Annotated in this window: 21 protein-coding genes; 11 read left to right on the top strand and 10 right to left on the bottom strand. The window is 60.6% G+C overall.

The features are described 5' to 3' along the window. Positions 1 to 175: 175 nt before the first annotated feature. Together QRN41_RS13325 and QRN41_RS13320 are read right to left on the bottom strand one after the other, a co-directional pair. Positions 176 to 628: a MarR family winged helix-turn-helix transcriptional regulator gene (locus QRN41_RS13325; protein WP_034137509.1), complete on the bottom strand. Its 453-nt coding sequence runs from the start codon at positions 626 to 628 to the stop codon at positions 176 to 178. A 78-nt stretch (positions 629 to 706) separates the two neighbouring features. Beyond that, a complete protein-coding gene (locus tag QRN41_RS13320) occupies positions 707 to 1,657 on the bottom strand; it encodes a LysR family transcriptional regulator (RefSeq protein ID WP_034096592.1) in 951 nt (316 codons plus the stop codon). Positions 1,658 to 1,765: 108 nt separating this feature from the next. Here QRN41_RS13320 and QRN41_RS13315 point away from each other — a divergent pair, with 108 nt between their 5' ends. Continuing rightward, positions 1,766 to 2,515, top strand: a complete 750-nt coding sequence (locus QRN41_RS13315; RefSeq protein WP_285421650.1) for a sulfite exporter TauE/SafE family protein — start codon at positions 1,766 to 1,768, stop codon at positions 2,513 to 2,515. Here the strand turns inward: QRN41_RS13315 and QRN41_RS13310 are convergent. Further along, positions 2,505 to 3,386, bottom strand: coding sequence for a LysR family transcriptional regulator (locus QRN41_RS13310; protein WP_034137512.1), 882 nt, complete (start codon positions 3,384 to 3,386; stop codon positions 2,505 to 2,507). The genes QRN41_RS13315 and QRN41_RS13310 overlap by 11 nt on opposite strands. 70 nt (positions 3,387 to 3,456) lie before the next feature. Here QRN41_RS13310 and QRN41_RS13305 point away from each other — a divergent pair, with 70 nt between their 5' ends. Together QRN41_RS13305 and QRN41_RS13300 are read left to right on the top strand one after the other, a co-directional pair. Then, the gene (locus QRN41_RS13305) at positions 3,457 to 3,663 is read left to right on the top strand and encodes a DUF1127 domain-containing protein (protein ID WP_034137513.1); all 207 of its coding nucleotides are present in this window, start codon (positions 3,457 to 3,459) and stop codon (positions 3,661 to 3,663) included. 45 nt (positions 3,664 to 3,708) lie between these two features. Next, a complete protein-coding gene (locus QRN41_RS13300; protein ID WP_285421649.1) occupies positions 3,709 to 4,938 on the top strand; it encodes a winged helix-turn-helix domain-containing protein in 1,230 nt (409 codons plus the stop codon). A gap of 98 nt (positions 4,939 to 5,036) precedes the next feature. On the opposite strand, the gene QRN41_RS13295 is transcribed toward QRN41_RS13300, so the two are convergent. Beyond that, entirely contained in the window at positions 5,037 to 6,383 is a 1,347-nt protein-coding gene (locus tag QRN41_RS13295; RefSeq protein ID WP_034137515.1) for a class II 3-deoxy-7-phosphoheptulonate synthase, read from the bottom strand. Positions 6,384 to 6,507: 124 nt separating this feature from the next. Here QRN41_RS13295 and QRN41_RS13290 point away from each other — a divergent pair, with 124 nt between their 5' ends. Then, complete coding sequence (locus tag QRN41_RS13290) at positions 6,508 to 7,263, top strand: spermidine synthase (RefSeq protein WP_167417595.1); 756 nt, start codon at positions 6,508 to 6,510, stop codon at positions 7,261 to 7,263. 4 nt (positions 7,264 to 7,267) lie between these two features. Here QRN41_RS13290 and QRN41_RS13285 read toward each other — a convergent pair whose 3' ends face one another. Next, positions 7,268 to 8,059, bottom strand: coding sequence for a crotonase/enoyl-CoA hydratase family protein (locus QRN41_RS13285; protein WP_034137517.1), 792 nt, complete (start codon positions 8,057 to 8,059; stop codon positions 7,268 to 7,270). Positions 8,060 to 8,482: 423 nt separating this feature from the next. On the opposite strand from QRN41_RS13285, the gene QRN41_RS13280 reads away from it, so the two are divergent. Next, positions 8,483 to 10,156, top strand: coding sequence for a DEAD/DEAH box helicase (locus tag QRN41_RS13280; RefSeq protein ID WP_014717677.1), 1,674 nt, complete (start codon positions 8,483 to 8,485; stop codon positions 10,154 to 10,156). Positions 10,157 to 10,231: 75 nt separating this feature from the next. On the opposite strand, the gene QRN41_RS13275 is transcribed toward QRN41_RS13280, so the two are convergent. Beyond that, positions 10,232 to 10,999 (bottom strand): DODA-type extradiol aromatic ring-opening family dioxygenase, encoded by a 768-nt coding sequence (locus QRN41_RS13275; protein ID WP_034112660.1) that lies wholly within the window; start codon positions 10,997 to 10,999, stop codon positions 10,232 to 10,234. A 103-nt stretch (positions 11,000 to 11,102) separates the two neighbouring features. Here QRN41_RS13275 and QRN41_RS13270 point away from each other — a divergent pair, with 103 nt between their 5' ends. Further along, complete coding sequence (locus QRN41_RS13270; RefSeq protein ID WP_034096600.1) at positions 11,103 to 11,759, top strand: thiopurine S-methyltransferase; 657 nt, start codon at positions 11,103 to 11,105, stop codon at positions 11,757 to 11,759. A 58-nt stretch (positions 11,760 to 11,817) separates the two neighbouring features. On the opposite strand, the gene htpX is transcribed toward QRN41_RS13270, so the two are convergent. Next, complete coding sequence (gene htpX / locus QRN41_RS13265) at positions 11,818 to 12,705, bottom strand: protease HtpX (protein WP_034096601.1); 888 nt, start codon at positions 12,703 to 12,705, stop codon at positions 11,818 to 11,820. Positions 12,706 to 13,008: 303 nt separating this feature from the next. Then, entirely contained in the window at positions 13,009 to 14,220 is a 1,212-nt protein-coding gene (locus QRN41_RS13260; RefSeq protein WP_213549160.1) for a pyridoxal phosphate-dependent aminotransferase, read from the bottom strand. Between the two features lie 202 nt (positions 14,221 to 14,422). Here QRN41_RS13260 and msrB point away from each other — a divergent pair, with 202 nt between their 5' ends. The 3 genes from msrB (at position 14,423) to QRN41_RS13245 (ending at position 15,939) form a co-directional block, all read left to right on the top strand. Then, on the top strand, positions 14,423 to 14,815 hold the full coding sequence (msrB, locus tag QRN41_RS13255; protein ID WP_034096603.1) for a peptide-methionine (R)-S-oxide reductase MsrB: 393 nt from the start codon (positions 14,423 to 14,425) through the stop codon (positions 14,813 to 14,815). Between the two features lie 150 nt (positions 14,816 to 14,965). Next, entirely contained in the window at positions 14,966 to 15,451 is a 486-nt protein-coding gene (locus QRN41_RS13250) for a glutathione peroxidase (protein ID WP_167417593.1), read from the top strand. Continuing rightward, positions 15,448 to 15,939: a MarR family winged helix-turn-helix transcriptional regulator gene (locus QRN41_RS13245; protein WP_167417592.1), complete on the top strand. Its 492-nt coding sequence runs from the start codon at positions 15,448 to 15,450 to the stop codon at positions 15,937 to 15,939. The genes QRN41_RS13250 and QRN41_RS13245 overlap by 4 nt, the downstream gene beginning before the upstream one ends. On the opposite strand, the gene QRN41_RS13240 is transcribed toward QRN41_RS13245, so the two are convergent. Continuing rightward, on the bottom strand, positions 15,893 to 18,202 hold the full coding sequence (locus QRN41_RS13240) for a response regulator (protein WP_167417591.1): 2,310 nt from the start codon (positions 18,200 to 18,202) through the stop codon (positions 15,893 to 15,895). The two genes, QRN41_RS13245 and QRN41_RS13240, sit on opposite strands and share 47 nt — an antisense overlap. 163 nt (positions 18,203 to 18,365) lie before the next feature. On the opposite strand from QRN41_RS13240, the gene QRN41_RS13235 reads away from it, so the two are divergent. Together QRN41_RS13235 and msrC are read left to right on the top strand one after the other, a co-directional pair. After that, positions 18,366 to 19,256, top strand: a complete 891-nt coding sequence (locus QRN41_RS13235; protein WP_034096607.1) for an ATP-binding protein — start codon at positions 18,366 to 18,368, stop codon at positions 19,254 to 19,256. Beyond that, positions 19,253 to 19,735, top strand: a complete 483-nt coding sequence (gene msrC, locus QRN41_RS13230) for a free L-methionine (R)-S-oxide reductase MsrC (protein WP_034096608.1) — start codon at positions 19,253 to 19,255, stop codon at positions 19,733 to 19,735. The genes QRN41_RS13235 and msrC overlap by 4 nt, the downstream gene beginning before the upstream one ends. A gap of 25 nt (positions 19,736 to 19,760) precedes the next feature. Here the strand turns inward: msrC and QRN41_RS13225 are convergent, their stop codons facing one another. Further along, positions 19,761 to 23,396, bottom strand: a complete 3,636-nt coding sequence (locus tag QRN41_RS13225; protein ID WP_167417590.1) for a transporter substrate-binding domain-containing protein — start codon at positions 23,394 to 23,396, stop codon at positions 19,761 to 19,763. Positions 23,397 to 23,403 lie beyond the last annotated feature (7 nt).

Below are 23,403 nucleotides of genomic sequence, written 5' to 3'. Positions count from 1 at the left end.
GGGCAAATGTATAGCGCTAATGTTTAGCGCGCAAGATAAAAGTTAAAAATATTTTCGTCCCGCTCTAAATCGCTGTGGGAGGGGGCTTGCCCCCGATGGCGGTTTATCAGTCGACAAATTTTTGACCGAGCTGCCGCAATCGGGGGCAAGCCCCTCCCTCATGTCTTTGCTGTGTTCAGATCGCGCTTTGCAAGTTGCCGCGCAACGCGAGCAGATCCGCTTGCAGCTTGCGCAGTTGGTCCAGCTCCAGACCGCTGGCGCCGAGAATGCATTGAGGGATCCCCATGGCCTTGTCTTGCAAGGCGCGGCCAGCATCGGTCAACTCCACCACCACCACGCGCTCGTCTTCGCGGCTGCGGGTGCGGCTGAGCAGACCTTCGGCTTCCAGACGCTTGAGCAGGGGAGTGAGGGAGCCGGGATCGGTCAACAGTCGGCTACTGATTTCGCCGACGGTTAAACCGTCCTCTTCCCACAACACCATCATGGCCAGGTACTGCGGGTAGGTCAGGCCCAGCGCTTGCAGCAGCGGCTTGTAGACCTTGGTCATCAGCAGTGAGGTGGAATGCAGGGCGAAACACAGCTGGTTGTCCAGCATCAGGGATTCGCAGGGGGCAGGGTTCTTGCTCATGGTGGCGCCTTAAAAACGTGTCTGCCCTGGAATCTAGCGGGCAAATCTTTAATGCGCCAGGTAATTCTGCCCTAACGGTCAGATCAAGCCGCTCTGCAGTGCCAGATCCCACGGTGGCACTGGGCTGAAACGCGTTTTCAAGTATTCGAGCAGCAGACGACTGCGGGCGTTGGGTTGTTGCTCCAGGCGCAAGGCGTAGATCCCGGTGGTTTCCGGACTGGGCAAACCGTTTTCGCAAAACAGCGGTAACAGTTCGCCGCGCACTAGGTACTCACTGGCCAACCATGTCGGCAGATGGGCGATACCCAGCCCGGCGAGCGCTCCGCAAAGCAAGGCTTCGGCGTTATTGGCGCTCATGCGGATGCGCTGCGGGCGGTAGGTGGCGCGACGCCCATCCAGCTCGAAGCGCCAGGCAAACATAGGCGCCAGTCCGTCCCAGTCCAAGCCATCGTGGTCGCTCAGTTCCCGAGGATGGGTCGGCGTGCCGCGGCTTTTCAGATAGGCCGGGCTGGCGCAGGCGATGCGCACGATGCTGGCCAATGGGGTGGCGATCAGCCGCGTATCGACGATATGCCCGGCGCGCAACACCAGATCGACTTTGCCCAGGTGCGCGCCCTGCATGTCCACGAAGCTATCGATCAGATGCAGGTGCACATCCAGCCCGGGGTATACGTTGAGGAAGTCGGCAATCACCGGTGCGAGGTGGCGTCGCCCAAAAGCGGCCGGCGCATCCACCCGGATCAAGCCTTCCGGCGCATGGCTTAGGGACACCGCTTCGGCTCTTGCCAGTTGTAGCTCGCTGACAATCCGCCGCGCCCGTTCGGCAAAGGCCAGGCCCGCCGGTGTCGGCACCACCGCGTGGGTGCTGCGCTGGAACAGACGACTGCCCACCGAATTTTCCAGGCTGTCGATACGCCGGGCCACGGCCGACGGCGTCAGCGGATGGCGACGCGCCGCGGCGGAGAAGCTGCCGGTCTCCAATACGTCGAGAAACAGGCTCAGTTGGTCGGTCAAGATGTTCGGGTTCATGGCGGCTGCTTGTGCGAGATTGGCACAGCCATTGTGCGTTGCTGTGCGTTTCCGCGCTAGGCGCGACTGCGTAGCATGCGAGGTCTTGGGTTGGTGGAGTAATGCGCGGTGTTGGATTTAGCGATTTATCTGGTATTGGGCGCAGCCCTCGGCACGGTCGGCGGGTTGTTCGGCATTGGCGGTGGGCTGATTGCTATCCCGGTGCTCGGCGTGCTGTTCGGCCTGGATCAACAGATTGCCCAGGGCACCGCGCTGGTCATGGTGGTGCCCAATGTGATGCTGGCGCTGTGGCGCTATCATCAGCGCAATCGCATCGAATTGCGCCACGCCTTACCCTTGGGCGTAATGGGTTTTATCTTCGCCTGGCTGGGATCGATCTGGGCGGTCGGCCTGGACGCCGGAGCGATGCGCATCGGCTTTATCGTGTTTTTGCTGGTGCTGTCGGCCTACAACCTGGTGCGAATGTTCACGCGCAACGCACCAGCCAGCGCGCAGATGCGCTACGCCTGGCCTTGGCTTGGCGTGCTGGGCGCGGCTTCCGGGTCCATGGGGGGCTTGTTCGGAGTGGGCGGCGCCGTGGTCGCCACGCCGGTGCTGACCAGCGTGTTCGGCACCACGCAGGTGGTCGCCCAAGGATTGTCCCTGGCGCTGGCGCTGCCCAGCACTGGCGTGACCCTGGTGACCTACGCCTGGCACCACGAAGTGGACTGGATGATCGGCTTGCCGCTGGCCATCGGCGGCCTGCTCAGCATCAGTTGGGGCGTGAAGGTCGCCCATGCCATGCCGGAACGCCTGCTACGCGGCCTGTTCTGCGCCTTCCTGGTGGTGTGCGCGGTGATGCTGACGTTTAAAGTCTGAAGCCCTCTCGGATGTAATCGGCCAGGCACTCGGTGATCGGCGAGGTCATGCTGGCGTTGCGTAACAGGTGCAGGTTCATCGACGGCAGCGGCGGGAAGCCTTCGTCGCTGCCCAGTACCCGCAGTTCCTCGGTCACCAGGCTTTCCATGCAGATCATCACCGCCAGCCCGGCATTCACTACCGCCTGGATCGCCGCGACGTTGGAGCTGTGATACGCCAGGCGGTAGTCCCGTCCGGCCGCCTCCAGCGCGGCGCAGGTCCATTGGGTATAGACGCAATCGGTGCCGGAGACCGCCAGCGGCAGCGCATCATGTTCGTCCACGCAAAAGCACGGCGATGCCGCCCACACCATGCGTTCGGTACGCAGCAGCTCGCCGATTTCATGGCCCGGCTCGCGGCTGACCACGGTCAATGCCAGGTCCCGGCGCTGCATCAACACCGTGGACGACTCGCAGTGCATCTCGATCTGGATCAACGGGTATGCCTTGGAAAACGGCTTGAGAATGCCCGGCAGGAACCGCATTACGTAGTCGTCGGGCGTGCCGATGCGCACCAGCCCCACCATATGCGGCTCGCGCAAGGTGTTGAACACTTCGCTGTGCAGCTTGAGGATGCGTCGCGCATACCCCAGCAACACCTGGCCCTCGGGCGTCAACCGCACTTGGCGGCCATCGCGCTCGAACAGTTTGCGCTGCAGCACGTCTTCCTCCAGGCGCTTCATCTGCATGCTCACCGCCGACTGCGTGCGGTTGACCAGCTCTCCAGCGCGGGTGAACCCGCCGTGATCGGCGATGGCGACGAAGGTGCGCAGCACATCCGTATCAATGCTTGGGTAACCGGACAATTGATCAATCTCCGAGATGGATTGCATAAGAAACATTCGTTGGATTGATCATAGTGCCAAGCACACACTGGCGTCATCCCCAAGGGAGGGTGACGAGATGAAAGGTCAGAAAGGTTTTGTGCTGTTGGCGAAACGCCCGTTTGCCGGGCTATTTCAGGTGCTGAGCCGTTGGCAGGTACTGCATCAGGAGCGTCGGTTGCTGGCGAGCTTGAGCGATGACGCATTGAAGGACATCGGCCTCAACCGCGCCGATGTGGAGCGCGAGCGTCATCAGCATTTCTGGCAGGACCCGCTGCGAAAATAACCATGGATGCAGTAGGGTAGGCGGCGAGCCCCCACGGAGACTGCCATGCCTGCCGACCTGTGTTTTTCCCTCAAACAAGCGCGACGCCTGGCGCTGGCAGCCCAAGGGTTTTCCGGGCGTCAGCCGCCGGCGTTGGTCAAGGCCACCCATGTCAATCGCTTGATCGAGCGACTCGGGGTGTTGCAGATCGACTCTGTCAATGCGCTGGTGCGTTCCCATTACCTGCCATTGTTTTCCAGGCTAGGCCAGTACTCACCGGCGTTGCTGGAGCACGCCGCCTGGAGCCAGGGGCGGCGACGTTCGCTGTTCGAATATTGGGGGCACGAAGCCTCATTACTGCCCATGGCGTTGTATCCATTGCTGCGCTGGCGCATGGCACGGGCTCAGCAGGGGCAGGGCATTTATACGCAGATGGCGCGCTTTGGCCGCGAACAGCAAGCCGTTATCCAGCGCGTGCTGAAGACGGTGGAACAACAGGGCGCGCTGGGTGCCGGCAGTCTGTCGACCCGCGAGGAACGTGCCGGCCCGTGGTGGGACTGGAGTGACGAAAAGCACGCGCTGGAATGGCTGTTTGCTGCGGGCCTGGTCACCGTTGCCGGTCGGCGTGGGTTCGAGCGCCTCTACGATTTGCCTGAACGGGTGATCCCCGACGCCATCCTGAACACCCAGGTGAGTGAAGCTGAAGCGCAACGTGGCCTGTTGTTGCACAGCGCCGCCGCGTTGGGGGTGGGTACTGAAAAAGACCTGCGCGATTACTTTCGTCTGGACCCCGCCGACAGCCGCATTCGCGTTGCCGAACTGGTGGAAGCGGGCCAGCTGCTCAGTTGTCGTGTGCAGGATTGGAAGCAACCGGCGTACTGCCTGCCAGCCCCAACCGTGCCGCGCAAAGTGCCGGCCAGTGCCTTGCTGTCGCCGTTCGATTCGCTGATCTGGGAGCGCAGCCGCACCGAGCGTCTGTTCGATTTCCGTTACCGCCTGGAGATCTACACGCCGCAACACAAGCGCGTGTACGGCTACTACGTGCTGCCGTTTCTGCACAATGAATGCATCGCCGCCCGGGTTGACCTGCGCGCCGAACGCGCCCACTCACGCCTGGCGGTGCATGCAGTGCACGAAGAAGCGCCAGGTCTGGACGAGGAGGGGATGCAGGCGTTGGCCGTGAATTTGCGCCAGATGGCCGGCTGGCTGGGGTTGCAGCAGGTACAACTCAATTGCCAGAGGCCCAGTGCCGACCGATTGCGCAGTGCGATGATCGGCTTGGATGTTGGCCGTTAGGGCCTCATCGTGGGCAAGCCCACACATTGGAATGCAGGGTTCGATTGCAATGCATTCCCTGTGGGAGTGGGCTTGCCCACGAGGGCGTCGGCCCAGTCTCAGCGTTTGACCTGCTTCAACGTCTCGGCAATCAGGAACGCCAGCTCCAGCGACTGATCGGCATTCATCCGTGGGTCGCAGTGGGTGTGGTAGCGGTCTGACAAACCATCCTCGGTGATCGGCCGGGCGCCGCCGATGCATTCGGTGACGTTCTGCCCGGTCATCTCGATATGAATCCCGCCGGCATAGGTGCCCTCGGCCTGATGCACCTGGAAGAATGCCTTCACCTCCGCCAGGATCTGCGCAAAGTCCCGGGTCTTGTAGCCGCTGCTGGCCTTGATGGTGTTGCCGTGCATCGGGTCGGAACTCCACAGCACTTGCTTGCCCTCGCGCTGCACGGCGCGGATCAGATTGGGCAGGTGGTCGCCGACCTTGCCGGCGCCCATGCGCGCAATCAGGTTGAGGCGGCCGGGGTCGTTGTCCGGGTTGAGAATGTCGATCAGGCGGATCAGATCGTCCGGGTCCATGCTTGGGCCGACCTTGACGCCGATCGGGTTATTCACCCCGCGTAGGAACTCGACGTGGGCGCCATCCAACTGACGGGTGCGGTCACCGATCCACAGCATATGGGCCGAGCAGTCGTAGTAATCGTTGGTCAGGCTGTCACGGCGCACGAAGGCTTGTTCGTAATTGAGCAGCAGCGCTTCGTGGGCGGTGAAGAAGCTGGTCTCGCGCAGTTGCGGCGAACTGTCCATGCCGCAGGCGCGCATGAACGCCAACGTTTCGTCGATGCGGTCGGCCAGTTGGCTGTATTTGTCGGCCAGCGCGGAGTTGGCGATGAAGTCCAGGTTCCACTTGTGCACTTGGTGCAGGTCGGCAAACCCGCCCTGGGCGAAGGCGCGCAGCAGGTTGAGGGTGGCGGTGGACTGGTGGTAGGACTGCAGCAGCCGCTCCGGGTCCGGCACGCGGCTTTTTTCGTCGAAGCCAATGCCGTTGACGATATCGCCTCGGTAGGCGGGCAGGGTGATGCCATCGATGGTTTCATCGTTGGCCGAGCGCGGCTTGGCGAATTGACCGGCCATACGCCCGACTTTCACCACCGGGCAACCGGCAGCGAAGGTCATGACGATGGCCATCTGCAGCAGCACCTTGAAGGTGTCGCGGATTTTCGCGGCGGAGAACTCGGCAAAACTTTCGGCGCAGTCACCGCCCTGCAACAGGAAGGCGCGGCCTTGGGTCACTTCGGCAAACTGACGGCGCAACTCGCGGGCTTCCCCGGCGAACACCAGCGGCGGGTAGCTGGACAGGCTTTGCTCCACTTGCAACAGGTGCGCTGCATCCGGGTACTGGGGTTGTTGCTGGATCGGCAGGGCGCGCCAGCTCTCGGGGCTCCACGGTTGGCTCATCTTGAACTCGATTGGCTGATTGACGGTCGGGCGCCAATGTTATCAGCAATTAGTGCGTGACCTGTTGCCGCCGGTTGGCCGACAATCGCGCCTTTGCCCAGCGGTAAACCCTTTAGGAGCAGTGATGACAGAGGAGCGTGTCGAGCGCGTGCTGGCCGAGGTCCATGATGACTTCGGCATGATCCGAGTGCTCGAAGTGGCCGACTACCGGTTTCTCGAATTCGGCGATGCCATCGAGCAAAGCTGTGTGTTCACCGCCGACCCGAGCTGGCTGGAGTACGACTACACCCGCGCCATGCTGATCGGCGCGTTGTGCCACGAGCAGCCCGAGAGCGCGCTGTTCCTTGGCCTGGGCGCCGGTACGCTGACCCAGGCATGCCTCAAGTTCCTGCCGTTGGAGGATGTCGAAGCCATCGAACTGCGCCCCGATGTGCCGCGCCTGGCCATCGAATACATGGGTTTGGACGACGATCCGCGCCTGTATATCCGCATCGGCGATGCCCTGGAGTTGCTGGAAAGCGCCGAACCGGCCGATCTGGTGTTCGTCGACCTGTATACCGATGTGGGCCCCGGCGTTGGGCACCTGGCGTGGGCCTTTCTGGAGAACTGCCAGAAGAAACTCAACGCCGGCGGCTGGCTGGTGATCAACCAGTGGGCCACCGACGACGGCAAACCGCTGGGCGCGGCGTTGCTGCGCGGTTTGTATCACCGGCATTACTGGGAATTGCCGGTGAAGGAGGGCAACGTCATCCTGTTGGTGCCGTCGGAATTGGATCAAGAGCTGGACATGCAAGCACTCTCGGCTCGCGCCGAAGCGCTGGCAGTGCGATTGGGGTACTCGTTGCAGCCGCTGATCAAGGCGATTCGGCCGGCTACTTAGTCGTCTACATACCTTTGAACACGCCGGGGCGCTTTTCGAGCATGGCGCGTACGCCTTCCCTGGCATCCTCGCTGTTGAGCAACTGGTCGACCAGCGGTGGTAACGCGGCGGCGGCAGCGGTTTCGCCCTCGATGCGCGCCTGGCGTGCCGACATCAAGGTGGCCTGCACACCCAGCGGTGCCTGGCGTGCGATGCGGTTGGCCAGCTCGATGGCGCGGGGCAATAGGTCTTCGCTGGCCATGACCTCCTGCACCAGACCCAGGCGCAGGGCCTCGTGGGCGTCGAATTCATCGCCAGTGAGCAACCAGCGCATCGCGTTGCCCCAGCCGGCGATCTGATGGAAGCGTAATGTCGCACCGCCGAACGGAAAGATCCCACGTTGCACTTCCATTTGCGCAAAGCGCGTGTTGCTTGCGCACAGGTTGATATCCGCCGCCAGCATCAGCTCGATGCCTATGGTCAGGCAGTAGCCTTGTGCTGCGACGATGACCGGTTTACTCACCCTGGGGCCGGCGAACACGCCCCAGGGATCGCAGCCGCCCAACGGAGGTTGCCAGCCGCCGGCCATCACCGCCCTGACATTGGCCAGGTCCAGGCCGGCGGTGAAGTGCTCGCCGTGGGCAAACACTACCGCCACTCGTGCCTGGTCGTTTCGATCAAATTCGCCATAGGCCAGGCTCAACTCATTGAGCAGATCCAGATCAAAGGCGTTGCGCTTGGCCACCCGGTCAAGCCCCAGCAGCAGGACATGTCCCAGAAGTTCACGACTGACGCGGCTACTGCTGGCTTGATTCATGGGACGAACCCTCGGGTGTGGAGGAAGGTTTCAGACCGAAGGGGCCTGAAGGTCAGGTGAACCGTTTAAGCGTTCTGACCAGCAGGACCGGGCCTCTGAAAAATAGACCCTGCCGGTGTGATCTGCAAAAGTGGTGAGGCACTGCGGTTTATCGGTGTTCTCCGATAAAAAAAGCTCCCTTTTTCAGCTATTTCCGGTATAGTGCGCGCCGGCCTTTAACCGGGCCGCGTTTAGGTAGCGCAATTCCCCGAAGTCAGCTTCGGCTGCACGTCCGCACAGCGGACTCTCCCTTGACGAATCTTTTTCATTCATTCGTTTTCGCAAATCCCCGCCGACAAAGCAGCCAGGGCGACTCTTGAGTCTCAACACGGCATGCGCAGCTTTGGAGCATGGGTCTTTGCGGATGCACTCAGAGGCAGACCCATGACCCAGGAAACCGGCGGCTTCGCCGCTTTTAATCTTAATCCGAACATTCTTGCAGCCGTCGCAGCGACCGGCTACGAAGAACCTTCGGCTATTCAGCAGCAATCGATCCCAATCATCATGGCCGGTAAGGACATGATTGGCCAGGCGCAAACCGGTACCGGTAAAACCGCCGCGTTTGCCCTGCCTATCCTGCATTGCATCGATCCTGCCAAGCGCGAACCGCAAGCCCTGATCCTGGCGCCAACCCGTGAGTTGGCGCTGCAAGTAGCAACCGCTTTTGAAACCTACGCCAAGCAAATGCCTGGTGTAACCGTTGTGGCCGTTTACGGCGGCGCGCCGATGGGCCCACAACTGAAAGCCATCCGTAATGGCGCACAGATCGTTGTCGCCACCCCGGGCCGTCTGTGCGACCACCTGCGTCGTGACGAGAAAGTCCTGTCGACCGTGAACCACTTGGTTCTCGACGAAGCTGACGAAATGTTGAAGCTGGGCTTCATGGACGATCTGGAAGTCATCTTCAAGGCTCTGCCAGCCACCCGTCAGACCGTACTGTTCTCGGCCACGCTGCCTCAGTCGATCCGTGCCATTGCCGAACGCCACCTGCGCGATCCGGAGCACGTGAAGATCCAGACCAAGACTCAGACCGTTACCGCGATCGAACAGGCTCACCTGTTGGTTCACGCTGACCAGAAGACCTCGGCTGTATTGAGCCTGCTGGAAGTCGAAGACTTCGACGCCCTGATCATGTTCGTGCGCACCAAGCAAGCGACCCTGGATCTGGCCAGTGCCCTGGAAGCCAAAGGCTACAAGGCCGCTGCGCTGAACGGTGACATCGCCCAGAACCAACGTGAGCGCGTGATCGACTCCCTCAAGGATGGCCGTCTGGACATCGTTGTGGCGACCGACGTTGCTGCTCGCGGCCTCGACGTTCCACGTATCACCCACGTGTTCAACGTTGACATGCCGTACGATCCGGAATCCTACGTTCACCGTATCGGCCGTACCGGCCGTGCCGGTCGCGAAGGTCGTGCCTTGCTGCTGGTGACGCCGCGTGAGCGCCGCATGCTGCAAGTGATCGAGCGTGTGACCGGTCAGAAGGTGGCCGAAGTCCGCCTGCCGGATGCCCAGGCCGTTCTCGATGCCCGCATCAAGAAACTGACCAACAGCCTGGCACCCCTGGTGGCTGACGCTGAATCGACCCACGGCGACTTGCTGGACCGCCTGACCGCCGATATCGGTTGCACCCCGCGTGCTCTGGCCGCCGCACTGCTGCGCAAGGCCACCAACGGTCAGGCCCTGACCCTGGCCGCCATAGAGAAAGAACGCCCACTGGTTCCGAACAGCGCCCCGCGCGGTGATCGTCCAGAGCGTTCCGGCGACCGTCCGGACCGTGGTGATCGTGAGCGTCGCGCTCCGGTGCCATTGGCCGAAGGCCGTGCCCGTTGCCGTACCGCGCTGGGTGCGCGTGACGGTATCGCTGCCAAGAACCTGCTGGGCGCTATCCTCAACGAGGGTGGCCTGGCGCGTGAGGCTATCGGTCGCATTCAGGTCCGTGACAGCTTCTCCCTGGTGGAGCTGCCGGAAGACGGTCTGGAAAAACTGCTGGCCAAGCTGAAAGACACTCGCGTTGCCGGTAAGCAGCTGAAGCTGCGTCGCTACCGCGAAGATTGATCGGCCCTTGGGCTGATTGATCGAAAATAAAAAATCCCCGACTGGTTCGGGGATTTTTTTTGCCTGACTTTACGGTTAGTCGAATCGGTAGATGTCCATGCCGAGCGCGCCCATCGTGAAGCCTTGGTGCGCCACACCGAACGTGCCGCCGGCGCCACGCGCGAAGAACAACGGCAACAGGTGTTCGTCGCTCGGATGGCTGCGCACGGCATAGGGCGCCTGGCGACGGTAGTCATGCAGGGCCGCTTCATCATTGGCCGCCAGTTTATCCACCACCCAATCGCGGAACTCCCGCGCCCAGGGCTCGATGCTCTCCGGTCCCGCGTGCCAGTCCAGTTCACCCAGGTTATGGGTGATGCTGCCGGAACCGATCAGCAACACGCCTTGGCTGCGCAGGCCCGCAAGGGCGTGGCCAATGCGAGTTTGCAGGGCAGGGCCCATACGACTGGGAAGGGAAACTTGCACCACGGGAATGTCGGCTGCCGGGTACATCAGCGAGAGCGGCACCCAAGTGCCATGATCAAAAGGGCGGCGCTCATCGACTCTCGCATTCAAGCCGTCGGCGTGGAGCAATGCGACAACTTCGCTGGCCAACTGCGGGTCCCCTGGCGCCGGGTACTGCACGGCGAACAGCTCGCGGGGAAAACCGCCGAAGTCGTGCCAGGTTTGCGGGGCGGCACTGCCGCTGACCAGTAATTCCTCGCTTTCCCAGTGGGCCGACACAACTACAATGGCCTTCGGTCTGGGCAATTGCGCGGCGAGGCGCTGCAGGGCAGGACCGCTGGCGCCAGGTTGCAGGGCCAGCATGGGCGAGCCATGGGAGATAAACAGGCTAGGGAGCATTTGAAGGGTCCTGAGCGTTAACATGGGCCCATCTTCAATCAGATCATTGATCTAAATCTAATATAAGTTTTAGCAGTATTTGATCGAATTTTTGGAGTGATCCATGGAACCTGAGTTTTGGCATGACCGTTGGGCGACCAACCAGATCGGCTTTCATCAGTCCGACATCAATCCTTATTTGCTGCGGCATTGGCCCTCACTGGCCCTAGCTCACGGTGCTCAGGTGTTGGTGCCGCTGTGCGGCAAGAGCCTGGACCTGATATGGCTGGCCAGTCTGGGGCATCGGGTGCTTGGGGTGGAGCTATCGGAACAGGCTGTGCAGACGTTCTTCAGTGAGCAGGGGCTGCACCCGCGAATTCATCAGCATGGTGCGTTCACGGTGTATCAGGCTGGGTTGATCGAGGTGTGGTGCGGTGACTTCTTTGCATTGGACGCCGAGGTGTTGGCCGACTGCGCTGCGTTGTATGACCGTGCCGCGTTGATCGCTTTGCCGCCGTTGATGCGGGCACGTTATGCAGCGCACTTGAATCGTTGCCTGCGTGCGGGCTGTGAGGGCCTGTTAATCACCTTGGATTACGACCAGGCGCTGAAAGCCGGTCCGCCCTTTGCGGTCACGCAGGATGAGGTGAGGGTGTTGCTCGCGTCGCACTGGACGCTGCAAGTGCTGGAGGAGCAAGACATTCTGGGCGAGAGCTGGAAATTCGTGCAGGACGGCGTGCCGCGCCTGGACGAACGCGCATACCGACTGACCAGGGTGTAAATCGCGCCCACTAAAAAGGGGCGATCAGATCGCCCCTTTTCGGTATTGCCGGTTGCCGTCAGCCGCGACGACGCAAGGCGTCGATGCGCTCTTCCAGCGGTGGGTGGCTCATAAACATGCGAGCCAGGCCCTGTTTGATGCCGCCGTTGATGCCGAAGGCGGTCAGGCTGTCCGGCATATGCACCGGCAGGCCCTGTTCGGAGCGCAGGTGTTGCAGCGCTGCGATCATCGCCCCGGTGCCGGCCAGGCGTGCACCGGCTTCGTCCGCGCGGAATTCGCGTTTGCGCGAGAACCACATCACGATGGCGCTGGCCAGGAAGCCGAGTACCACTTCCGCGAAGATGGTCGCCACGAAGTAGGCAATGCCACGGCCTTCTTCGTTCTTGAAGATCACCTTGTCGACGAAGTTACCGATGATCCGTGCGAAGAACATCACGAAGGTGTTCACCACGCCCTGGACCAGTGCGAGGGTGACCATGTCACCGTTGGCCACGTGGCCGATCTCGTGGGCCAGCACGGCCTTCACTTCATCGTACGAGAAGCGTTCGAGCATGCCCTGACTCACGGCAACGAGCGCGTCGTTCTTGTTCCAGCCGGTCGCGAAGGCGTTGGCTTCATAGGCCGGGAAAATTCCGACTTCAGGCATCTTGATGCCCGCCTCGCGGGACAGCTGTTCAACGGTTTGCAGTAACCATTGTTCGTGGCGGGTACGGGGCTGAGTGATGACCTGGGTGCTGGTACTCATCTTCGCCATCCACTTGGAGATGAACAGCGAGAAGAGCGAGCCGGCAAAACCAAAGACCGCACAGAAAATCAGCAGCTGATTGAGGTTCAGGTCAACCCCATTGGCCGCCATGAACCCGTTGAAGCCAAAAAGGCTCAGGGTGACGCTGGCAATCAGCACGACCGCCAGGTTAGTGGCCAAAAACAGCAGGATGCGCATCATGGTTGTAGAGTTCTCCTCATGCTTAATATGTTGCGTACTGCGGGGTATATAAGGTGCGTCATGGGGCTATTCAACCGAGCGACTATTTCAAACTGTGTCCTACAGCATGAATGTAGAGCCTTGAAGGGATTTTCCCACATGAAACACCGCTCGATATCTGTCCTTAGTTGCCATATTTCCCCATGATTATAGGGAGATGGGGGCAAATAACAGGTTAACGCAGTAAGTGGGGAGGGTGGCGGAATAGAAGTGTTGCCAGATGCTCGCTGTACGACCGGATCTCGGCCGTACAGCGACGTTTCACTACTGGCGATAAGACTTCAGGAAGTTGCCGATACGACCGATGGCCATCTCCAAGTCATCCACGCGCGGCAAGGTGACGACGCGGAAGTGATCCGGCCATGGCCAGTTGAATGCCGTGCCCTGTACGACCAGCAGTTTTTCCGATAGCAGCAGGTCGAGCACGAATTTCTCGTCGTTGAGAATCGGGCAGACTTTCGGATCGATCCGTGGGAAGGCGTACAGCGCGCCCATGGGTTTGACGCAACTGACGCCAGGGATGGCGTTGAGCAGCTCCCAGGTGCGGTTGCGCTGTTCCAGCAGCCGGCCTTGTGGCAGCACCAGGTCGTTGATGCTTTGATAGCCGCCCAGGGCGGTCTGGATCGCATGCTGGCTCGGAACGTTGGCACACAGGCGCATATTGGCCAGTATGTCGATGCCTTCAATGTAGCTCTGGGCGTTGTGCTTGGGGCCGGAGATGGCGATCCAACCGGAGCGGAAACCCGCCACGCGGTAGGACTTGGACAGGCCGTTGAAGGTCAGGCACAACAGGTCCGGCGCCAGGGAGGCGGTGCACACATGTACGGCATCGTCGTACAGGATCTTGTCGTAGATTTCGTCGGAGAACACCACCAGGTTGTGCTGGCGCGCCAGTTCGAGCATACCCAGCAGCACTTCCTTGGAATACACCGCGCCGGTAGGGTTGTTCGGGTTGATGATCACCAGCGCCTTGGTGTTCGGGGTGATCTTGGCCTTGATGTCGGCCAGGTCCGGAAACCAGTTGGCGCCTTCGTCACACAGGTAGTGAACGGGGTGGCCGCCGGCCAGGGTCACGGCGGCGGTCCACAATGGGTAATCAGGCGCAGGTACCAGCACTTCGTCGCCGTTGTTGAGCAAGGCCTGCATGGACATCACGATCAGCTCGGACACGCCGTTGCCCAGGTAGATGTCCTCGATGCCGACGCCTTCCACCTGCTTCTGCTGGTAGTACTGCATCACCGCCTTGCGCGCGCTGAACAGGCCTTTGGAGTCGCTGTAGCCTTGGGCGGTGGGCAGGTTGCGGATCACGTCTTGGAGGATTTCGTCCGGCGCTTCGAAACCAAACGGCGCCGGGTTGCCAATGTTCAGCTTGAGGATGCGATGGCCTTCCTCTTCCAGGCGTTTGGCGTGCTTGAGCACTGGGCCGCGAATGTCGTAGCAGACGTTGGCGAGCTTGTTCGATTTGCTGACCTGCATGGCGATGTGATCCTGAAAATGAACGATCCAGACGGTGTGGGCACTACCGTACTGTGAAGGCTGCGAGGCCCGCACCCAGAAATACGTTTGAATGCCGGTAGCGCGGGTGCCAGACTGGCGTTTTGAAGAGGCGCAATCATACGTGCCGCCTGATCCATGGAAAAGACACAGATCAGGGTTTTTCAGTTGCCGAGGTGTACCGATGGATAAGTTGCAGAAAACCGTTGAAGAATGGAAAGCGATGCTCGATCCGGAGCAGTACAACGTATGTCGCCTCAAAGGTACCGAGCGACCTTTCAGCGGCAAGTACAACGACACCAAAACGGACGGCGTGTACCACTGCATTTGCTGCAATGAGCCGCTGTTCGATTCCAAGGCCAAGTTTGACTCGGGCTGCGGCTGGCCCAGCTTCTACGAGCCGATCGCCGACAGCGCCATGATCGAGATCCGGGACGTCAGCCACGGCATGATCCGTACCGAAGTCACCTGCGCCAAGTGCGATGCGCATCTGGGGCATGTGTTCCCCGATGGTCCGCCACCGACCGGTTTGCGCTACTGCATCAATTCGGTGTGCCTGGATCTGGTGCCTCGTTGAAGTGAGTAGGTAGCGCGTCGGGAGTGAGTGGCGAGATGGCTCGCTCCCAGTCATAAACCTGATCGAGCATGATCAATGCGCTCAATTAAGTTGTGTGCAATTGAATCGCTCGCTATGTTGTGGGCTCTTCCCCCGACACGAGGCACAGCCATGAGCGACAACCTGCTGAGTATTCCCTGCACCACCATCAAGGGTGAGCAAAAGACCTTGGCCGATTTCGCCGGCAAGGCCGTGCTGGTGGTCAACACCGCCAGCAAATGCGGCTTCACCCCGCAGTACAAGGGCCTTGAGCAACTCTGGCAACAGTACAAGGATCAGGGGCTGGTGGTATTGGGGTTCCCTTGCAACCAGTTCGGCAAGCAGGAGCCGGGTGACGAAGGGGCGATTTCTGAATTCTGTGAGCTGAACTACGGTGTCAGCTTCCCGCTGTTCAAGAAAATCGACGTCAATGGCAGCGATGCCCATCCTTTATTTGTGCAATTGAAACTGCAGGCCCCCGGTTTGCTGGGTTCCAAGGGGATCAAATGGAACTTCACCAAGTTCCTGATCGGTCGCAATGGTCAGGTGGTCAAGCGCTTCGGCCCGACCACCAAACCTCAGGACTTGACCCAAGAGATCGAAGCCCTGCTCAAATGACTAACCCACCCCTTGTGTCCCTGGCCCTGGACAACCAGTTGTGTTTCAAGCTCTACGCGGCGTCGCGGGCGGTAACCCGTGCCTACAAGTCGATGCTGGATCCATTGGGCCTGACCTATCCGCAATACCTGGTGATGCTGGTGTTGTGGGAGTGGCATGACGCCCCTCCGGCGCAGCCTACGGTCAAGGCGCTGGGGGACCGTCTGATGCTCGACTCGGGCACCCTCACGCCGTTGCTCAAACGTCTTGAACAACTGGCTTGGGTGCAGCGGCAGCGCAGTACCAGGGATGAGCGGGAAGTGCATTTGAGCTTGAGTGAGGCCGGCGTGCATCTGCGCGAGCGGACTTACCAGATGAAGACGCGACTGTTGTGCGACAGCGGCATCGACCTGAACCAGGCGGACGACCTGCGCGATGGCCTGGACCAATTGCTTGGGCAGATCAGAGCGCTGTCGTCTTCGGCACCCACAGATCCAGCAGGGCATTGAGTTCTTCGCGACGGAAAGGCTTGGCCAGGTAGTCGTTCATCCCGGCGGCGCGGCAGCGTTCGCGTTCTTCGGACATAGCATTGGCGGTCAACGCCACGATCGGCAGGTCCGGCCAGCGTCCACTGCTGCGGATCTGCCGACTGGCCTCGTAGCCATCCATCACCGGCATATTGCAATCCATCAGCACCATGTCGAAGTGTTGCTCTTCCAGGCACTTAAGCGCTTCGCCACCATGGCCGGCCACGACCACCTCACAGCCCAACTTGCTGAGCATGCCCTTGGCCACCAGTTGGTTGACCGGATTGTCCTCCACCAACAGGATGCGCGCGCGGTGCGCTACAGGTGCGGACTCCACTTGGATCGGATCGAGGATCAGGTGCCCATCGCTGCGCAAGGTGCGTTTTAGAATCTGATACAGCGCGTTGCGGCTCAAGGGGCGGGCCTGTTGCTGCAACGGCGCGAGTGCGGCCACTTCTTCGCTGGGCATAAAGTTGCCGTACGCCGTTACCACCAGAATCGGTGCGGTAATGCCCGGCCGCAGTCGGAACAGGCACTCCGGGCAGTCAGTGATCAGCAGGTCCGGGGTTTCTCCGCTCAAATCATGGTCCTGGGCGTAACAGCGTGGCGTCAGCCCCCAGTAGGGCAGGAGCGTGGTCAGTAGTTCCGTGAGGCCGCTGCTGGCATTGGTGATGGCGATCACATCACCGCTGAGCGGCGGCGGCTGCACCGCCGGCAAATGTGCCGGCAGCGGCAGCTCGGCGCAGAATTGGCTGCCAAAGCCGACCTCCGAGCTGATGCTCAAGCGCCCCTGCATGGCTTCACACAGGTTTCGCGTCAGTGCCAGACCCAGGCCCGTACCGCCAAACTGGCGAGTGATGCCAGCGCCGGCCTGGGTAAACGGTTGGAAAATTTTTACCTGAGCTTCCTGCGCGATGCCGATGCCGGTGTCGCAGACTTCAATGTGGACCTTGCCCTCCTGAACGCTGAGACGCACATCCACGCGCCCGAAGCGGGTGAACTTGAGGGCGTTGGACAGCAAGTTGCTGACGATCTGCCGCACGCGCGTCGGGTCGCCCAGCACTTGGGCCGGAAACCTCGGGTCGATCAGGCAGGTCAGCTCTACGCTAGGCGCGGCGTTCTGCGACAGCAGGTTGGCGGTGTCTTCCACCAGCGCGCCCAAATCGAATGGAATGCGCTCCAGTTCCAACTGGCCGGCATCGAATTTGGACAGGTCGAGGATATCGTTGAGCAACTCCACCAGCACTTTGCCCGAATCGTGGGCGATGGACAGTTGCTGACGCTGCTCGGCGTTCAAGCTGCTGTCCAGCGACAGCGCGATCATGCCCAGCAAGCCGTTGAGCGGGGTGCGGATTTCGTGGCTCATGTTCGCCAGGAACGCCGCGCGGGCCTGAGCCATGCCCAGGGCATGCATTTTGGCCGCCTCCAACTCGTCGTTGGACTGGCTCAGCCGCTGGTTACTGGCCTTGAGTTCCAGGGTACGAGCGGAGACGATATCTTCCAGTTGGCCCAGGTATTCGGTCAGCCGGTCTTCGGCGTGGCGGCGCTGCTGGATTTCAGTCTGCATGTTTTCGAATTGCTGGTTGGCCACGGTGACCAGTACGCCGATTTCGTCATTTTCGTGCCCGGGCGGGCAGTCCAGACGCGTGTGTTTGCGCGTGCTCAATTCGCCAATGATGCGTACCAGTGGTTTGGTCAGCATCACATAGAACAGCCCCAACAGGATGCCGGTCAGCAGCAGGCTGCGCACAAAGCCATTGAGCAGTGTGATCTCGGCGCGCCGCAGGAAGCGGCTGCCGAAAGCGTAGGTATCGACGTCCAGACGCAGCACACCCAGTGAGTCGTTGGGCATATGGCTCAGGTAGAGCCGGTCCTCAAATTGGCGATTGGCGCCAAACATCAGGTCGCTGAGGGCGCGGTAGGTGCTTTCCTTGCGCGGCCGTTTTACATCGGCCAGCACCAGGCCGTTGTTGTCGATCAACTGCGCGCGAATGATGGCGGGGGAGTGCAGCAGGCCCAAGGTGAGTTCCTGCGCCAGCTCGGCGTCGATGTTGTAGGCAATACGCGATGCCGGGTTATGGCTGATTTCGATCAGCGAGCGAATTTCACGGTTGATGGATGCGTCTTCGCTGGCATAATCAATGCCGATTTGGATCAGACTGAGCAAGGTTCCCAAGACGAAACCGACCAGCACAGTCAATCGGGCTTGTTTATAAGACAAGCGGTGGGCGAACTTGATATCCATCGAGTGTTGAACCACTTCACGTTTCCCTTCGCCCGGCAAGCATAGCTGAACATCCACAGGCTCTGGCCTGCCCGGCATGAATCGTTTTATACGCAGCCCCTTGCGGTCTGTCGCAGGGTTGCCAATACGCCATCTTTTGCAAGAACTTGCCAGAGGAATAATCGTGGATTCTCGATTGAATGCCTTTCTTGAGCGGGCCGATGCAGTACTTGCCCGCCTGGAACCCCTGCTGCCAGCGCCCCGACAGGCTATCGACTGGAACCAGTGCCTGGCCGCGCGCTGGCAACGCGAGGGGCGCACCGGGTTTCTGTTGCCGCTGGAGGTCAGTCTGGACATGCGCCTGTCCGACTTGATCGGCGTCGACAAGCAGCGCGAGCAACTGGCGCGCAATACTCAGCAGTTTCTCGACGGCCTGCCCGCCAACCATGCGCTGCTGTGGGGTTCGCGCGGCACCGGCAAGTCGTCCATGGTGCGTGCCCTGCTGGCCCAGCATGCCAACGCCGGTTTGCGCCTGATCGAAATCGAGCGTGATCACTTGGCCGATCTGCCACGTGTGGTCGAGCAACTGCTCAAACTGCCGCAGCGCTTTATCCTGTTCTGTGATGATCTGTCGTTCGAAGCCGGAGAGGGCGACTACCGCGTGCTTAAAAGCGTGCTGGACGGTTCCCTGGAACAGGCGCCGGAAAATGTGCTGCTCTATGCCACCTCCAACCGTCGCCATTTGGTGCCGGAAAACCAGAGCGACAACGATAACTGGAAGCGCGTGGACGGCGAACTGCACCCCAGCGAAGCCGTGGAGGACAAGATTGCCTTGTCCGACCGCTTTGGCTTGTGGCTGTCGTTCTACCCGTTCACCCAGGAACATTTCCTGGATGTGGTGGAGCATTGGATCGGCGAACTGGCCAGCAAAGCCGGTTTGCAATGGCAGCGTGACGAAGCGCTCGATATTCTCGCCGTGCGCTGGGCCACCGGGCGCGGCAACCGCAACGGACGTTGCGCGTATCAATTCGCCCGTTACTGGGTGGGCCTCAAATTGTTGGAGCGTCAACCATGATCGATTTGCAACACGCCGGTACAGGCCTGGATGGCTATGCCATGCTTTGCGCGCAGCTGGAGTCGCTGTTAGCCGATGAGCGCGACTTTATCGCCAACAGTGCCCAGTTTTCTGCGTTCCTGTTCAACCAACTGGATGACTTGAACTGGGCTGGTTTTTACCTCAATCGCAATGAAGAACTGGTGCTCGGCCCGTTCCAGGGGCAGATCGCCTGTGTGCGTATTCCGTTCGGGAAGGGCGTCTGCGGTGCAGCAGCAGCCTCGCGCCAAACCCAGCGCGTCGAGGATGTGCATGCCTTCCCTGGGCATATTGCCTGTGACAGCGCCTCCAACAGTGAGCTGGTGGTCCCGCTGGTCAAGAACGGCCAATTGATTGGTGTTCTTGACCTCGACAGTCCTTTGATGGCCCGTTTTACCCAACAGGACCAGCAGGGCATCGAGCAATTGGCGGCGATTTTTCTGCGCTTGACCGACTGCTGATGCCAGAGGGGGCGGACCCGCCCCCTTATGGGTTATCCAGCGCGTGAAGCTGCACTTGCAGCATCCTCTCCAACTCCAGCATCAGCTTTTCCAGGGCCTTCACACCGGCGTCAATCGAAGACCGATCATCATCGCGGCCGCAGGCCTGTTCGAGGGTTTCACACTGTGACGCCAGCGCATTGGCCTGAACGATGCGGGCGGCGCCCTTGATCTTGTGGGCCTGTTCGGTGATCTGCTCATAGGAGGCCTGCGCGTTCATCAGGGCGATCAGCTCCTGACGGTCCTGGCGGCTGCTGTTGAGCAGTTCTTCCAGCAGGCGTCGGCTCATCTGTGGATCGCCGCCGGTCAGGGCTTCGAAATTACCGAGGTCTAGGATCTGGTCGGCAGGGTGCGTGCCGATCTGCGCCAAATGCCGTTCCAGGGCCGTGAGGCTGATGGGCTTGAACAGACAATCGTTCATGCCTGCCTGTGCGCAGCGTTGCTTCTCCTCGGGTTGGGCGTTGGCGGTAAAGCCCAGTACCACACAGGGCGTCAGGCCTTCACGCTGTTCGTATTCGCGGATCGAACGACTCAGTTCATAGCCATTCATGATAGGCATATTGCAGTCGGCGATCACCAGGTCGAAACGCTCCTTACGCCAGGCCTGGAAACCCGCCGCGCCGTTTTGCGCTGCGGTGAACTGATGGCCTAGATAGCCGAGTTGCTGGCACATCAACAGGCGGTTCGCCGGATGATCGTCCACCACCAGCACATTGAGCACTGGCGCGGTGGTCGGCCTTTCGGGTTGGTGTTCGTCCTCGGCCAGCTCAGGCTGCAGGCGTGTCATCTTGAGGTTGACATGCACCTGGGTGCCGACCATGGGCACGCTGCTCAGGCTCAATTGCCCGCCCATCATGGCGCACAGGCTGCGGCAGATCACCAACCCCAGGCCGGCGCCGCTCCTGGCCAGTTGCCCAGAGTTGTCGGCTTGGGCAAAGGGTTCGAACAAGCGCATCTGATCGTCGCGGCTGATGCCGATGCCGGTGTCTTCCACTACCAGTTTCATCTCGACTTGCTGGGCGAGATCGGTGGGCAGCACGTCCACCTTGATTTTGACCTGACCGCGCTCGGTGAACTTGATCGCGTTACTGATCAGGTTCGACAGCACCTGCTTGAAGCGCAGCGGGTCGATCAACACTTCGGTGTCGTCCAGGTCAGTCTTGAACTCCAGTATCAGGCTGAGGGTTTTCTGGCGGGCCAGGCCGTCGAACACACGTACCACCGATTCGATCACTTCCCGCAGGTTCACACGTTCCGGCGCCAGGCTCAGGCGGCCGGATTCGATCCGCGCGATATCGAGGATGTCGCCGATCAACTCCAGCAAGTCCTTGGCCGAGTTATAGGCCACTTCGATGGCGGGGCGGTCGAGGTGGCCCTGGTCCGCGCGCTTGAGCGTCAATTCGAGCATGCCGATCACTGCGTTCATGGGCGTACGGATTTCATGGCTCATGGTCGCCAGGAACGTACTTTTGGCGCGATTGGCCTCGTCCGCGCGTTCCTTGGCGGCACGCAGCTCATCGAACAATTGGCGGCGCTCGCTGATATCGATCCAGCCGCCGATGATGCCCTGGACTTCGCCCACCGAATCGCGATACGGCAAGATCCAGTGATAGATAGTGAGTTTTTTGCCGCGTATGTGCAGGGTGCGATCCAGGATCAGCGGGTTGCCCTCAGCCACCACACGCTGATAATCGGCGTGGTATTGCGCTGCCTCTTCTGCCATGGCGGTGCTGATTTGCATCGCACTCCTGCCGATCACCTCTTCGCGCTTGACGTCGAACGCCTGCAGGTAGCTGTCGTTGCAGGTCTGCAGCAGGCCCTTGCGGTCGCGCACGTAAATCGGGTGCGGCGTTTCGTTGACCAGGGCGCGCATGAATTCGAACTGGTCATTGAGAGCGCGCTCAGCCATTTTGCGGTGCTTGATCTGGCGCTGCATGTAGGCGTTCCAGGTCAGGGAAATCAGCAGCAACAGGCCGGTGCCGATGATGATGCGCGCAATCAATTGATGATAATTGCGCCAGTAGCTGTCGGAGGCGGCGGTATAGCCGCGCCAGCGACTGTTGATCACCCCCAGCTCGTCCGGAGCGATGCTTAGCAGGGCCTTGTCGAGAATTGAGCTGAGTTCGGTGGCCCCCCGGGACGTTGCCAAGGCAAAGGTGGCCGGCGTGGTGCCAATGCTGAAACTGGTCTGGACCTTATCTTGGAATATCGGTGAAGACAGGAAATAGTTGGCGACCACCAGGGTATTGACCGCACCCTCCACATGGCCTTGTGCAAGGAGTTCGGTTGCCTTGAACGTGTCCCCCGTTTCTACCAGTTGAATCTGCGGAAAGTGCTCGCGCAGGAATTTGATCGGCGGGCTGCCTTGAGTTACCGCCACGCGTTTGCCAGCCATTTGTTCCAGACTGGTGGGCGCCTGGTCTTCCTTGCGCGTCAACATTACGTAGGAGTTTTCCAGGTAGGGGCGGGTAAAGTTCAACTGTCCTTCGCGTTGCAGGCTGGGGGCGATCGCGCCGATGACATCTGCTTCACCGGCCTCCACCTGCTCGATCATCTCGTTCACATTGCGTCCGCGCTGGATCTCGAAGCGTAAGCCGGTGCGCAGGCGAATCAGTTCCAGCAGGTCGGCGGTGATGCCGCGGAAGTTGCCGTCTGCATCGAAAAATGTCAGCGGTGCGAAGGTTTCGTTCGCGATGACTTTGACCACTGGGTTGTCTTTCAGCCAACGCTCCTCGCGCGGGGTCAGTTGCAGCTTCTGATCGGTCAACAGAATGTCACTGCCGGCACTCCAGCGCTTGGCAATGGTTTCTCGCTCGGAGATGGGCACCGCCATCAGGACGGAGTCGACGATGCTCAGCAGGATGTGCTGGTGCTGCGGCAGGGCAAAGCTGAAGCCGTAGGCTTCGTGCTTACCGAAGTTGGCCATGCGCACGTTTTTCAGGTAGCCCTTGTTGATCAGGTAATGGGTGGAAATGGTATCGCCGAGAAACACGTCCGCCTGTTCGAACGCCACTGCATTCAACGCATTCTGGTAAGAGGGATAGGCGCGGATGATCGCGTTGGGGTAAAGCTTTTCCACTTCGCCCAGAGGCAGGTAGTGATAGACCAGGGCCAGGCGCATCCCCGCCAAGCCCTCGCTGAGGCTGCGTGTTTCGCCCTCGCGGGTGACCAGCACCGGTTGATCCACCGCGTAGGGTTCTGACAGGGTGAGGTTGGGGTTGGCGGCTTCGAACCCGTTGGAAGAGCCCAGCAAGTCGATCTCCCCGGACTCAAGGGCGCGAATGGCCGCCTCTCGGGAGGGGTAGCGCACCACTTTGATCGGCAATGCCAGCGCCTTGGCCAGCAGCCCGGCGTAGTCGGCCGTGAGGCCCTCGTAGTCGCGGCCGCTGGAGGTGAGATCAAAAGGGGGGTAGTCAGGGGCCGCAGTGCCCAGTACCAGTTCGCGTTTGTTCTGCAGCCATTGGCGTTGAGCCTTGTTCAGGTGGGTTTCCAGTTGTACCGAGCCTGCACGACTCAATAAATTGAAATATTCCGGGCCCGTTGGAGGGGCGGCAGGCACGGCAATGCTGAAGCACAAACCGGCACTCAATAAAATCAGATAGTCCTTTATACGCCTGGGCATCCGCTTT

Source organism: Pseudomonas sp. efr-133-TYG-23, assembly GCF_030209215.1.
Classification (GTDB): domain Bacteria; phylum Pseudomonadota; class Gammaproteobacteria; order Pseudomonadales; family Pseudomonadaceae; genus Aquipseudomonas; species Aquipseudomonas rhodesiae.
The sequence above is the reverse complement of the archived record's forward strand: the minus strand, read 5'-3'. Positions and strand labels throughout refer to the sequence as shown.